The sequence below is a fragment of the Streptomyces goshikiensis genome (assembly GCF_014650555.1).
Classification (GTDB): domain Bacteria; phylum Actinomycetota; class Actinomycetes; order Streptomycetales; family Streptomycetaceae; genus Streptomyces; species Streptomyces goshikiensis.
This window is the reverse complement of the sequence record NZ_BMVE01000004.1, coordinates 594623-606953: the sequence shown is the minus strand read 5'-3', so window position 1 is coordinate 606953 and position 12331 is coordinate 594623. Positions and strand designations below refer to the sequence as shown.

At 73.9% G+C, this 12331-nt stretch carries 17 protein-coding genes; 4 read left to right on the top strand and 13 right to left on the bottom strand.

Annotated elements, in window-relative coordinates:
• Window positions 1-130 precede the first annotated feature (130 nt).
• Window positions 131-802: an SCO3374 family protein gene (locus tag IE248_RS16130; protein ID WP_073797967.1), complete on the top strand. Its 672-nt coding sequence runs from the start codon at window positions 131-133 to the stop codon at window positions 800-802.
• Here IE248_RS16130 and IE248_RS16125 read toward each other — a convergent pair.
• From IE248_RS16125 to IE248_RS16095, 7 genes are all read right to left on the bottom strand, one after another.
• Window positions 784-1119, bottom strand: a complete 336-nt coding sequence (locus IE248_RS16125; protein ID WP_008743299.1) for a histone-like nucleoid-structuring protein Lsr2 — start codon at window positions 1117-1119, stop codon at window positions 784-786. The genes IE248_RS16130 and IE248_RS16125 overlap by 19 nt on opposite strands.
• A gap of 165 nt (window positions 1120-1284) precedes the next feature.
• A complete protein-coding gene (locus tag IE248_RS16120; protein ID WP_008743298.1) occupies window positions 1285-1815 on the bottom strand; it encodes an amino-acid N-acetyltransferase in 531 nt (176 codons plus the stop codon).
• Window positions 1816-1824: 9 nt separating this feature from the next.
• Window positions 1825-2256 (bottom strand): BlaI/MecI/CopY family transcriptional regulator, encoded by a 432-nt coding sequence (locus IE248_RS16115; RefSeq protein ID WP_037794899.1) that lies wholly within the window; start codon window positions 2254-2256, stop codon window positions 1825-1827.
• Between the two features lie 134 nt (window positions 2257-2390).
• On the bottom strand, window positions 2391-2558 hold the full coding sequence (locus IE248_RS16110; protein ID WP_037794898.1) for a hypothetical protein: 168 nt from the start codon (window positions 2556-2558) through the stop codon (window positions 2391-2393).
• A gap of 14 nt (window positions 2559-2572) precedes the next feature.
• Entirely contained in the window at window positions 2573-3184 is a 612-nt protein-coding gene (locus tag IE248_RS16105) for a hypothetical protein (protein ID WP_190031016.1), read from the bottom strand.
• 126 nt (window positions 3185-3310) lie between these two features.
• Complete coding sequence (locus IE248_RS16100) at window positions 3311-3496, bottom strand: DUF397 domain-containing protein (protein ID WP_073774324.1); 186 nt, start codon at window positions 3494-3496, stop codon at window positions 3311-3313.
• A 124-nt stretch (window positions 3497-3620) separates the two neighbouring features.
• Window positions 3621-4370, bottom strand: a complete 750-nt coding sequence (locus IE248_RS16095) for a GntR family transcriptional regulator (RefSeq protein WP_190031015.1) — start codon at window positions 4368-4370, stop codon at window positions 3621-3623.
• Between the two features lie 132 nt (window positions 4371-4502).
• On the opposite strand from IE248_RS16095, the gene IE248_RS16090 reads away from it, so the two are divergent.
• Both IE248_RS16090 and IE248_RS16085 read left to right on the top strand, forming a co-directional pair.
• Window positions 4503-4835: a hypothetical protein gene (locus IE248_RS16090; RefSeq protein WP_190031014.1), complete on the top strand. Its 333-nt coding sequence runs from the start codon at window positions 4503-4505 to the stop codon at window positions 4833-4835.
• A 10-nt stretch (window positions 4836-4845) separates the two neighbouring features.
• On the top strand, window positions 4846-5157 hold the full coding sequence (locus tag IE248_RS16085; protein WP_073797964.1) for a hypothetical protein: 312 nt from the start codon (window positions 4846-4848) through the stop codon (window positions 5155-5157).
• Between the two features lie 52 nt (window positions 5158-5209).
• Here IE248_RS16085 and IE248_RS16080 read toward each other — a convergent pair whose 3' ends face one another.
• Genes IE248_RS16080 through IE248_RS16060 form a run of 5 tightly spaced genes read right to left on the bottom strand, consistent with a single transcriptional unit; the run spans window position 5210 to window position 10723 of the window.
• Complete coding sequence (locus IE248_RS16080) at window positions 5210-6019, bottom strand: type III pantothenate kinase (RefSeq protein WP_008743290.1); 810 nt, start codon at window positions 6017-6019, stop codon at window positions 5210-5212.
• A gap of 3 nt (window positions 6020-6022) precedes the next feature.
• Window positions 6023-7009 (bottom strand): carboxylating nicotinate-nucleotide diphosphorylase, encoded by a 987-nt coding sequence (gene nadC, locus IE248_RS16075; RefSeq protein WP_073774321.1) that lies wholly within the window; start codon window positions 7007-7009, stop codon window positions 6023-6025.
• Window positions 7006-8751, bottom strand: coding sequence for an L-aspartate oxidase (locus IE248_RS16070; RefSeq protein ID WP_100581104.1), 1746 nt, complete (start codon window positions 8749-8751; stop codon window positions 7006-7008). The genes nadC and IE248_RS16070 overlap by 4 nt, the downstream gene beginning before the upstream one ends.
• Window positions 8748-9758, bottom strand: coding sequence for a pantoate--beta-alanine ligase (panC, locus tag IE248_RS16065; protein WP_008743287.1), 1011 nt, complete (start codon window positions 9756-9758; stop codon window positions 8748-8750). Before panC ends, IE248_RS16070 begins: the two co-directional genes overlap by 4 nt.
• Window positions 9755-10723: a Rossmann-like and DUF2520 domain-containing protein gene (locus tag IE248_RS16060; RefSeq protein ID WP_100581105.1), complete on the bottom strand. Its 969-nt coding sequence runs from the start codon at window positions 10721-10723 to the stop codon at window positions 9755-9757. Before IE248_RS16060 ends, panC begins: the two co-directional genes overlap by 4 nt.
• A 98-nt stretch (window positions 10724-10821) precedes the next feature.
• Between IE248_RS16060 and IE248_RS16055 the strand changes: the two genes are divergently transcribed.
• Window positions 10822-11946 carry a threonine aldolase family protein gene (locus IE248_RS16055; RefSeq protein ID WP_079196229.1) on the top strand — a complete coding sequence of 375 codons (1125 nt, stop codon included), beginning with the start codon at window positions 10822-10824 and terminating at the stop codon, window positions 11944-11946.
• An 84-nt stretch (window positions 11947-12030) separates the two neighbouring features.
• Here the strand turns inward: IE248_RS16055 and IE248_RS16050 are convergent, their stop codons facing one another.
• Window positions 12031-12246, bottom strand: a complete 216-nt coding sequence (locus tag IE248_RS16050; RefSeq protein ID WP_073797959.1) for a hypothetical protein — start codon at window positions 12244-12246, stop codon at window positions 12031-12033.
• Window positions 12247-12331 lie beyond the last annotated feature (85 nt).

Here is a 12331-nt window from a genome sequence, read left to right as displayed (position 1 = left end):
CCGGTTCCCTCCGCTAAGGGCGAACACGCTTCCGTCTCGAATGTGGGACACCCGGCTCGCGGATGTTTACGTTCCGTATCGAGGACGGTGCGGTGCGTAACCCTGTGGCGTTTCGGGAGTTGCTCCGGACATGGCTGTCAACGTGCCGCCCCTCGCTCCCGTTCCCTCCGCCACCGTCCCGCCGCCGCGGAGCGCTCCCGGGGGGCCGCGCGGAGCGGCCGGGGCGCCGGACGGGGCCTACGCCCGCTGGTACGGGCGGGAGCTCGGCTGGAGCCTCCTGGGAGGGCCGCCCGGACAGCTGGCGACCGGGACGCGGTTCGACGTGCTGGAGCTGCCGTCCGACGCCGGAGGACAGCTGCTGCGCCGGCCGGTCGCCACGGGCCCGGTGGCCCTCATGGGCCGCCGGATGCGGTTCCTGGTGGCTCCGGGGAGCGCGGAGGAACTGGACGGGCTGCTCGACTGGCTGGAGTGGGGCGGGGTCGCCCTGGATCTCGCCGCCCTGGGGACGGGAGGCCGGATCACCGCCCCGGTGCCGCCGGGAAGCCCCGGGGCGCAGGGGAGTCCCCGGGGAGCCGCCGTGTGGCTGCGGCCCCCCGAGCAGGGGTGCGAGGCACTGCTGCCCGCCCTGGCCGGTCCCGGGCGCGCGAGCACCGGAGCCGATCTCGTCCGCCTGGTCGCCGCGGCGGCGACGGAATGCCACCGGGCGCGGCTGAGGCGCCGGACGCCCCCGCGGAGCGCCGTGGCCGGGCCCTTCACGGGCCGGCCGGGTCAGGCCCTGCCGGGTCAGGCCCGGTTCTCGTAGGCCTCGCGGATCTCCTGCGGGACGCGCCCGCGGTCGTTGACGCTCATGCCCTGGGACTTCGCCCAGGCGCGGATCTCGGCGGTGTCCGGGTTGCCGGACGCCGCGGCGGCCCGGCCCTTGGCACGGCCGGTGGAAGCGCGCCCACCGGTGCGGCGGCCGCCCTTGGTGTACGGGTCGAGCAGACCGCGGAGCTTTTCAGCGTTGGCGGTGGTGAGGTCGATCTCGTAGGTCTTGCCGTCCAGAGCGAACGTCACGGTCTCGTCCGCCTCGCCGCCGTCGAGGTCGTCGACAAGAAGGACCTGAACCTTCTGTGCCACCGGATTTCCTTTCATCGAAAATGCAGTACGCGGAAAGGAAACCGCTTTTGCCTGGAAAACACAAACCCCCGGCGAGAGGTTCAGGATCACAACAGGGCGGGAAACGTGCGCGATTCGGACATAGGTCACAGGTGCGCGGAGCCCGGGAAAAGCCCGTGCCATCGATCACAGGTGCAGAAGCATCCGGCTGTTGCCCAAGGTGTTCGGCTTCACTCGTTCGAGACCGAGGAACTCGGCGACGCCCTCGTCATAGGAACGCAGGAGCTCCATGTAGACATCGGTCTCGACCGGGGTCTCGCCGATCTCGACGAAGCCGTGCTTGGTGAAGAAGTCCACTTCGAAGGTCAGGCAGAAAACCCGGCTGACCCCGACGAGGCGGGCCGTCTCCAACAACTGAGCCAGCACCTGGTGGCCCACGCCGGCGCCCTTGCTCTCGCGGTCGACCGCGAGAGTGCGGACTTCGGCGAGGTCTTCCCACATCACGTGGAGAGCGCCGCAGCCGACCACTTGCCCGTCGGAGTCGCGTTCCGCGACCCAGAACTCCTGGATGTCCTCGTAAAGGACCACGGGGGCTTTGTCGAGCAGGATCCGCTGCTGTACGTACTGGTCGAGCAGGCGGCGCAGCGCGGGAACATCACCGGTGCGCGCGCGGCGGATCGTCACTGATTTTGCGTCTGGCGCGGAAATCTCACCCATGCCCGGACGCTATCGCCCCGGCTCGGGCCCGTGCCCGGCGGAGTCCTCTTCCGCCTCGGCGGCCGGCGGGGGGGCTTCGCCGTCATGGCCGACGATACGGATGGCGTCCCGTAGGGCTTCGCGCTGTTCCGCCGACATCATGCCGAAGAAGGCGACGAGAGCGGCCGCGGGGTTGTCGCTCCTCGACCACGCTTCGTTCATCAGTGCGGCCGAGTAGGCGGCGCGGGTGGAGACCGCCGTATATCGATAGGCGCGGCCTTCGGCTTCCCGGCGGACCCAGCCCTTCTGATGGAGATTGTCCATAACGGTCATGACCGTGGTGTACGCGATGGACCGTTCCTGCTGGAGGTCTTCCAGGACTTCACGAACAGTGACCGGGCGGTTCCACTGCCACACCCGCGTCATGACCGCGTCTTCGAGTTCTCCCAAGGGGCGAGGCACAACAGCACGATAGTGCGAGTTGTACGGAATTGCCCGGCCATTCGCGCGGCAAGGCGCAACAAAAACCGGGGGCGCCGCCCCCGATCAGGTCGGAGGGCGTGCGGCCCCGGCTTCAACCGCGGCTGCTGCCGCGGCTACTTCTGCGGCTGGCGGGCGGACTCGGCGCTCGCGAGCACGGCGTCCACCGCCGCGTCTTCCTTGGCCTTGTTGGCGCCGCCCTGGCTCTTCACGATCGTCATGACGAGGGCGATGAAGAACACGGCCATCACGACGGGGGGCACGAGCGCGGAGACGTAGTCCATGCCCCCCAGCCTAGCTACCCGGCGGCGCGCCCGGCCTTCGGGGGCGGGGTGGGCTTGCGGCGCGGCGGGAACACCTCGCCGGGCGTCGGAATGGGCTTCTCCGGGTGCGCCGGCTGCGGCGCGGGGCGCGGCGCGGGCTTCGGTTCGGGCTTGGGCTCCTCGGCCGGGCTCTCTTCCTTGCCGCCCGCCAGGGCCAGCAGTCTGGTCCGGGGCGCCGGGGTGGTCGAGAGCCTGCGGCGTACGGAGCGCTCCGCGACGATCTGGGCGCGCTCCAGCAGCGCGGCGGCGACCGCGTTGGCGCGGAGCGCGCGCAGGGCGGCGAGATCGTCGGGCACCGGCTCGTAGCCGGCCGCCAGGGCGTCCTGGAGGAGCTCCAGGTAGCCGGAGAGGCTGCCGGGCAGCGCACCCCGGTAGCGGGCCAGGTCCGCGAGGAGGAACTCTCTGAGCCGCCCCGCCTCCCGGACCGCCTCGTCCACCGTCTGCGCGAGGCGCAGGCAGTCCGAAACCTCGGCGGCCGCCAGGGGGGCCGTGGAGGACTGAAGGGCGTGGGCGAGCGAACGCCTGAGCACGTGCAGCTCAGCGGCGCTGAACGCCATGCCGCCGCGGGATCCGTAGGGCGTGGGCATGGGCCGAAGATACGCGCTAATCGGACAAAATCCCCCGAAGTGGGCTGCGCGCGGCGCGGCGGTACGCCCAGTCGGCCGCCGGGGCCGGCCCGCGGGCCGCCGCGCGCCGGGTCGCCGGCCGCCGCGTCAGCCGGCTTCCTTGACCGCCCGCAGGAAGTCGGTCCAGGCGGCCTGGGTGGTGGCCATCACGAGGTGCGCCGGGTCGACCCGGTCGGCGACCCGGACGAGGGAGCCGGGCGAGGAGGAGACGTACACACAGGCCTCCCCCTCGCCGCAGAACGAGGACTTCTGCCAGTCGGTCGCAGCGGTCATGGTGTTCTCTCCTCCGGTCGCGGGCGCGCGCGGGGTCGCGGTGGTTCCGTGGGCGACGGTAACCCCCGGACGGACCCGATCAGGTCATTTCCGCGGAAAATCACATGCTTCCCGGGCCGCCCTGCTAGACGGGAAAGGTGTACGCGATCTCGTAGCGGGCGTCGGGGACCACGAGGTCGGCGGTCTCCACCGGGCGTCCGTCGGCGTCGAAGTAGGTGCGCTCGATCTCCGTGATCAGGTCACCGACGCTGATGCCGAGCAGGTTGGCCTGAACCTGGGTGGCGCGGGACGGGCGGGGGACCTCCAGCACGTTGGTCACCGTGACGCCGATGGACCGCATGCGCGCGACGACGCCGGCGCCGCGCAGTTCGCCGACCTCGGGCAGGACGATCGCGGTGCCCTCGGTGACGGCCAGCGGCTCCCAGGACTCGGAGAGTTCGACGGGGCTGCCGTCGGCCATGAACTCGTAGCGCGTCAGGACGCAGGGGTCGCCGGGCGCGATCGCGAGGCGTTCGGCGATCCGCTCGGGCGCGGGAACCCGGGCGTCGGTCTTGGAGTCCCAGGTTCCGGCCAGGCCGTGCACGGTGCTCTCGGTACGGAAGGGGCTGCCGGCGCGCGGATCGCTGCGGCGGGTGCGGAGCATCCGCATCCGGCGGCGCGGGGTGCGGACGTAGGTGCCGGAACCGGCGCGCCCTTCGAGGAAGCCCTCGATGATCAGCCGCTCCATCGCGCGCTGGGTGACGCTCTGTCCGACGGCGTACTCGCGGGCGAAGCGCGCCCGGGACGGGAGTTTGTCGCCGACCGCCCACTCCCCCGCTTCGACGCGGGCCCGGATCGACTCGAACACCTGCAAGTACGAGGTTTCACGGGGCATTTGGGCCGTCCTGTACACGTCTGTCCTACGTTGGCCGACGTTGACAAAGCTAACCCATCAGGTTAAAGCTGACTGTTCAGCATCACGACGGGTGACCGACCGCTCGCCCTGAGCTCGCCCTGAGGGGGACCCGTGTGTTCCGCCGAGACACAAGCAGCGGCCCTCGCCGCCCTGCTCAGCGCGGCGCTCGGCGGCGCCGAGACCCGTATCGAGGCGACGTGCGACCGCATCCGGATCGAGGCGGACCTGCCCGGCGAGCTGGCCGCGGCCGCGCACGCGGCGCTGCTCGGCGCGCTGGCCGCGGGGGCCCGGTTCGGCCACGAGCGCGTCGGCGGCGGCGCCGAGACGGTCTGGGTCGAGATCGACGTCGAGATCGACAAGGACGGCGCCCGGCAGCCGGATTCACCCCGCACGCCCCGCACCCCCCGCGCACCCCGAACCCCCCGAGCACCCCGGTCGAAGTGAGGTCGAGCGAGTGATCACAGCCGAGTTCGAGACCACCGTGACGGACGTCGTGACCTGCGAGGCCTGTTGGCGGGAGCCGGTACAGGCCGCCCGTACGGCGTCCCGCGGCGCCCGGCGCGACCTGCTGTGCGCCTCCTGCGCCGAGCAGGGCTACCCGGTGCGCGTCGAGCTGTTCCCGCCGCTGGGCGTCTACGGGCTCACCTGGGACAGGGTGACCATGGACAAGCACCGCAACCCCGGTTACCCGGAGCAGCCGCCCAACCCGGGCCCGCCGCTGCCCAGTCCCGCGCCGACGCCCACCCCGGGCAGGCCGCCCGTATGACGGACCGGCCCCGGCCCCCGCGGGGGCCGGGGCCGGGAGACGGGGCCGTCGGTCACTCGAAGTTGGGCACGTTGCGCTCGTAGACCAGCCGCAGCCCGATCAGCGTCAGCCAGGGCTCGTGGTCGTCGATGACCGAGGCCTCGCCGAGCACGATCGGCGCGAGGCCGCCGGTGGCGATGACGCGGACGTCGTCCGGGTCGCCCTGCGCGCCCGCCAGCTCCTTCGCCATCCGGGTCACGATCCCGTCGACCTGCCCGGCGAACCCGTAGACCACGCCCGCCTGCATCGCCTCGACCGTGGACTTGCCGATCACGTTGCGCGGCCGGGCCAGCTCGATCTTGCGCAGCTGGGCGCCCCGTACGCCGAGGGCCTCCATGGAGATCTCGATGCCCGGGGAGATCACCCCGCCCACGTATTCGCCCTTGGCGGAGACCGCGTCGAAGGTGGTCGCCGTGCCGAAGTCGACGACGATCGCGGGGCCGCCGTAGAGCTCGACGGCCGCGACCGCGTTGATGATGCGGTCCGCGCCGACCTCCTTCGGGTTGTCCATGAGGATCGGGACGCCCGTCTTGATGCCCGGCTCCACGAGCACCGCGGGGACGTCGCCGTAGTAGCGGCGGGTGACCTCGCGCAGCTCGTGCAGGACGGACGGCACCGTCGCGCAGATCGCGATGCCGTGGATGCCGTCGCCCAGCTCGTTGCCGAGCATCGGGTGCATGCCCATCAGGCCCTGCATCAGGACGGCCATCTCGTCGGCCGTCCTGCGCGGGTCGGTGGAGACGCGCCAGTGCTCGACGATCTCGTCACCGTCGAACAGGCCCAGGACCGTGTGGGTGTTGCCCACGTCGATGGTGAGGAGCACGGGTTACACCGCCTCGCGCAGATCGAGGCCGATGTCCAGGATCGGGGAGGAGTGGGTGAGCCCGCCCACCGCGAGGTAGTCGACGCCCGTCTCCGCGTAGGCGCGGGCGTTGGCCACGGTCAGGCGGCCCGAGGACTCCAGCACCGCGCGGCCGCGGACCAGGGCGACGGCCTCCTCGGTCTCGATCGGCGTGAAGTTGTCGAGCAGGATCAGGTCGGCGCCCGCCTCCAGGGCCTCGCGGACCTGCTGGAGGGTGTCCACCTCGACCTCGATGGCCAGGTCCGGGAACTGCTCGCGGACGGCCTGGAACGCCTCGCGGACGCCGCCCGCGGCGATCACGTGGTTGTCCTTGACCAGCGCCGCGTCCGAGAGCGACATCCGGTGGTTGACGCCGCCGCCGCAGCGGACCGCGTACTTCTCCAGGCAGCGCAGCCCGGGCGTGGTCTTGCGGGTGTCGCGGACCTTCGCCTTGGTGCCCTCCAGCTCGTCGGCCCACTTGCGCGTCGCCGTCGCGATGCCCGACATCAGGCACAGCAGGTTCAGCGCGCTGCGCTCGCCGGTCAGCAGGTCCCGGGTACGGGCCCGGACCGAGAGCAGCACCTGGCCGGCCTCGACGCGGGCGCCGTCCTCGACGTGCCGCTCGACCTCGAACGTGTCGGTGAAGACGACCGACAGGACGGCCTCGGCGACCCGCAGGCCGGCGACCGTGCCCGCCTCGCGCGCCGTGAAGTCGGCGGTGGCGACGGCGTCCTCGGGGACGGTGGCGACGGTGGTCACGTCGACCCCGCCGTCCAGGTCCTCGGAGATCGCCATGTGCGCGATGTCCTCGACCTCCACCGGGTCCAGGCCCGCGTCCGCGAGGAGCTGGGCCAGCGCCGGGTCGAGGCCGCTCTCCTCGCCCTCGCCGCAGGCGCAGTCGTCGCCGCAGCCGCCTGTGGACTCGTCGAGGAGGGGAAGCTCGGCGTGCTCGTGCGATTCGGGGGTGCTCACGATGACTGCTCCTGGCTCAGGGGGTGCCGTACGGACGGAAAGTCCGCGGTGTCGGTGGGGGTGACGACCAGGGCCCGCTTCTCGGTGGCGGACAGCCTGACGACGAGGTGGCGGCGCCAGTGCGCGTCGTCCCGGTCGGGATGGTCCTCGCGCCAGTGGCAGCCGCGGGTCTCCGCGCGCCGCTGGGCGGCGGCGACCAGGACCCGGGCCACGCACAGCAGGTTCGTGGCCTCCCAGGTCTCGGTGCCGGGCACCGCGGTCCTGCCCTGGGTCTCCAGCTCGGTCAGGGCCCGCGCGTAGAGGCCTTCGAGGGCCTCGGCCGCCGTGCGCAGGGACTCGGCGGAGCGCAGGACGCCCGCGCCGTCCGTCATGATGCGCTGGACCTCGTACCGCGCCTCGGCGGGCTGGAGCGGGCCGGTGGCGGGCACCGGGATGCCCGGACCGCTGCCGGCGGGCGCGCCCGAGGCGATGTCCTCGGCGATCCGCTCGGCGAAGACCAGGCCCTCCAGCAGGGAGTTGGAGGCGAGCCGGTTCGCGCCGTGCACGCCGGTGCAGGCGACCTCGCCGCACGCGTACAGGCCGGGCACGGTGGTGCGGCCGTGCAGGTCGGTGCGTACGCCGCCGGAGGCGTAGTGCGCGGCGGGCGCGACCGGGATGGGCTCGGTGACCGGGTCGATGCCGTGGGAGCGGCAGGCGGCCAGGATGGTCGGGAAGCGCTGCTCCCACATCCGGGCGCCGAAGTGCCGGGCGTCCAGGTACATGTGCCGCGCGCCCTGCTCCTGCATGCGGCGCATGATGCCCTTGGCGACGATGTCGCGGGGGGCGAGCTCGGCCAGCTCGTGCTGCCCCAGCATGAAGCGGACGCCGTCCGCGTCGACGAGGTGCGCGCCCTCGCCGCGGACCGCCTCCGACACCAGGGGCTGCTGCCCTTCGGCGTCGGGGCCGAGGAAGAGCACGGTCGGGTGGAACTGGACGAATTCGAGGTCGGAGACCTCGGCGCCGGCGCGCAGCGCGAGGGCGACGCCGTCGCCGGTGGACACCGACGGGTTGGTGGTCGCGGAGAAGACCTGGCCCATGCCGCCGGTCGCGAGGATCACGGCGGGCGCGTGGACGGCGCCGACGCCGCCCGGCTGGCCCTCGCCCATGACGTGCAGGGTGACGCCGGCCGTACGGCCCTCGGCGTCCTGGAGCAGGTCCAGGACGAGGGCGTTCTCGACGGTCTCGATGCCGGCCGCGTGGACGGCCTCGACGAGCGCCCGGGAGATCTCCGCGCCGGTGGCGTCGCCGCCGGCGTGCGCGATCCGGCGGCGGTGGTGGCCGCCCTCGCGGGTCAGCTCTATCTCGCCGGTCTCGGCGGAGGTGTCGAAGACCGCGCCGGTCGCCATGAGGCGGCGCACCGCGTCCGGGCCCTCGGTGACGAGGAGGCGCACGGCTTCCTCGTCGCACAGGCCGGCGCCCGCGACGAGGGTGTCGCCCTGGTGCTGCTCGGGGGTGTCGCCGTCGCCGAGGGCGGCGGCGATGCCGCCCTGGGCCCAGCGGGTGGAGCCGTCGTCGAGCCGGGCCTTGGTGACCACGACGGTACGACGGCCCGCGGCGGCGCAGCGCAGGGCGGCGGTCAGGCCCGCGACGCCCGAGCCGACGACCACGACGTCGGCGTCGACGGCCCAGCCGGGGGCGGGGGCGTGCAGCCGTATGCCGGTGCCGGGGGCGCCTGTGCCGGTGCCGGTGCCTGGGGTGCTCACGTGTGTGCTCCGAACTCCAATGGGATGTTGTCGATCAGCCGGGTCGCGCCGACCTTTGCGGCGACGGCCAGCACTGCCTGCCCGGTGAAACCGGGGCCGGCGTCGGTGAAGTCCTGGGGGTCGACCAGCGCGAGGTAGTCCAGTACGAGGGGCGGCTCGTAGCGGCCCGCCTCCTCCAGGACGTGCCGGGCGGCGGCCCGTACGGCGTCCGGCAGGCCGCAGCCGGGCAGTCCGGCGCCCGCGGCCGACACGGCGTGCGCGTCGGCGGAGGCGCGGATCTCGCCGAGCCGGGCCAGGGCGGTGGCCCGCTCGTCGCTCGCCGGGGCGGCCTCGGCGCGGGCGACGAGCGCGGCCTGGGCGGCGAGACGGTCCCGGCCCGCGAAGAGGGCGCGGGACAGGGCGAGGGCGGTGCGGCGCTCCGCGGCGGAGAGGTAGCGGTTGCGGGAGGACAGCGCGAGGCCGTCCTCCTCGCGGACGGTCGGTACGCCGACCACCTCGACGGGGAAGTTCAGGTCGGTCACCATCCGCCGGATCAGCGCGAGTTGCTGCGCGTCCTTCTGGCCGAAGAGGGCCAGGTCGGGGGCGGTGAGGTGGAGCAGCTTGGCGACGACGGTCAGCATGCCGTCGAAGTGGCCGGGGCGGGTGGCGCCTTCGAGGAGGCCGCCCATGGGGCCGGCGGCGAGCCGGACCTGGGGGTCGCCGCCCGGGTAGACCTCGTCGACGGACGGGGCGAACACGGCGTCGGCGCCGGCCGCCGCGGCGAGACGGAGGTCCGCGTCGAGGGTGCGGGGGTAGCGGTCGAGGTCCTCGTTCGCCCCGAACTGGAGGGGGTTGACGAAGACGGTGACGACGACCTGGCCCTCGGGGCCGGCCAGCTCGCGGGCGGCGCGGACCAGGCTGGCGTGGCCCTCGTGGAGGGCGCCCATGGTCATGACGACGGCGCGGCGGCCGGTGCGCGGGAGCGCGCGGAGCTCCTCGGCGGTGTGGAGCGGCAGCTCGGCGGTCATCGGTCGGTGCTCCCTTCGGCGCCGTCCGCGCCGTCCGCGCCGTCCGCGCCGCCCGGGCCGGTCGGGCCGTCGGCCCCGCCGTCCGCGAGTACGCCGAGCAGGTCCTCGGCGAGTTCGGGCTTGAGCAGGCCGTGGGCGAGGGCGCGGTCGGCGGTGGTGCGGGCCATGGCGAGGTATCCGGCGACGGTGGCGGGGGCGTGCTTGCGCAGTTCCGAGACATGGGCGGCGACGGTGCCGGCGTCGCCGCGGGCCACGGGGCCGGTCAGGGCGGCGTCGCCGGAGCGCAGCGCGTTGTCGAGGGCCGCGCCGAGCAGCGGGCCGAGCATCCGGTCGGGGCGTGCGACACCGGCCGTGTGGAGCAGCTCCATCGACTGGGCGACCAGGGTGACCAGGTGGTTCGCGCCGAGGGCGAGGGCCGCGTGGTAGAGCGGACGGTTCTCCTCCGCGATCCACTCGGGTTCCCCGCCCATCTCGATGACCAGGGCCTCGGCGGCGAGCCGCAGCTCGTCGGGGGCGGTCACGCCGAAGGAGCAGCCGGCCAGGCGCTGGACGTCGACCATGGTCCCGGTGAAGGTCATCGCGGGGTGCAGGGCCAGCGGGAGCGCGCCCGCGCGGCGGGCGGGGTCGAGCACGGCGGTCCCGTAGCGCCCGGAGGTGTGGACGAGGAGCTGCCCCGGCCGGATCGCGCCGGTCTCGGCGAGGCCCTCGGCGAGCGCGGGCAGCGCGTCGTCGGGGACGGTGAGCAGGACGAGGTCCGCGCGCTCCAGGACCTGCGCGGGCGATACGAGGGGTACGTCGGGCAGCATCTCGGCGGCGCGCCGGCGGGAGGCGTCGGAGACGCCGGACACGGCGACGGGCCGGTGCCCGGTCTGCTGCAGGGCGCGGGCCAGCGCGGGGCCGACCCGTCCGGCCCCGACGACGCCGACGTCGAGCCGGGCGGGTCGCGGTTGCTGGGATGAGTTCACGCGGGGAGTGCCTTCCGTTCCAGTCCGCGGGGGGTACCGGACGATACGCCGCCATGCTAGCTCCTGGGCGTGATGGCCGGTCGGCGATGATTTCGGGCATGACGGATGACCTGGAGCGCAAGAAGCGGCTGGTGGCGGCGTGGCGGGGGGCCGAGCGGGCGCTGTCCCGGAGCCTGCTGGAGCCGACCGTCGGGGAACTCCTGGCGGAGCTGACGGCCGCCGCGGGCGAGGGGCCGGACGAGCCGGCCGACCTCTACGGGGACGGGGTGGTGACCCGGCTGGAGCGGCGGGTCGCGGAGCTGCTGGGGATGGAGGACGCGGCGTTCTTCCCCTCGGGGACGATGGCGCAGCAGGTCGCGCTGCGGTGCTGGGCGGGCCGGACGGGCAACCCGGTGGTGGCGCTGCACCCGATGAGCCACCCGGAGCGGTGGGAGGGCGGCGCGGTGTCGCTGGTCTCGGGGCTGCGGACGGCGGCGGTGACGGACGAGCCCCGGCAGCCGACGGCCTCGGAGGTCCGGGAGCTGGCGGAGCCGTTCGGGACGCTGATGCTGGAGCTGCCGCTGCGGGACGCGGGGTTCCTGCTGCCGTCGTGGGAGGAGCTGGAGGAACTGGTCGCGGCCGGCCGGGAGCGCGACGCGGTGATCCACTTCGACGGGGCGCGGCTGTGGGAGTCGACGCGGTGGTTCGGGCGGGGCCTGCCGGAGATCGCGGGGCTGGCGGATTCGGTCTACGTGTCGCTGTACAAGTCGCTGGGCGGCATCAGCGGGGCCTGTCTGGCGGGGCCGGCGACGCTGATCGCGGAGGCGAGGGTGTGGCGGCACCGGTACGGGGGACAGGTCTTCCGGCAGTTCCCGCAGGCGCTGTCGGGGCTGGCGGGGCTGGAGCGGGAACTCCCGATGCTCCCGTCGTACGTGGCGCAGGCGGGGGTCGTCGCCGAAGCGCTGCGCTCGGCGTTCGCGGCGGCCGGGGTCCCGTGGTTCCGGATCAACCCGGAGGTGCCGCACACGCACCAGTTCCAGGTGTGGCTGCCGTACGAGGCGGAGCGCCTGACGGAGGCGGGGCTGCGGCAGGCGGAGGAGACGGGGACCGTCCTCTTCCGGCGCTGGCACCCGCAGGGCCCTGCGGGGCTGGCGATGACGGAACTGGAAGTGACCCGCCCGGGCCTGTCCTGGACCCCCGATGACGTCACGGAGGCGACCACGGCGTTCCTGGCCCGCCTGTAGCCGCCGGCGGTACTTCCGGCCCCCCTGTGCCCGTCTGCGACGGACGGCGGGGGCGGCCGGGGCCGCCGGTGGGTCGGGCGGCGCTCAGCAGGCTCCGGGGCGGGGTCGGCGCAGCAGCCGGCGCAGGGCGGCGGTCCAGGGGTGCCGGGCCGGGCGCCCGTCGAGGACGGCCCGGAACCGGACGTGGGCGCGGGCCGCGCGGAAGGCCGCCATGTCGTGCTCGCCGGGGAGCGGGGGCATGGGGGAGGCGTGCTGGGCCGCGCGGTAGGTGTCGATGAGGTACTGCTCGATCGCTGTCATGCGTCCACCCTCACCCCGTTGGCCGCCCCCGCCCCGACAATTGACGTTCCCCGTCAATCGACCCCCTCCCCCGCGCTGACCAGCC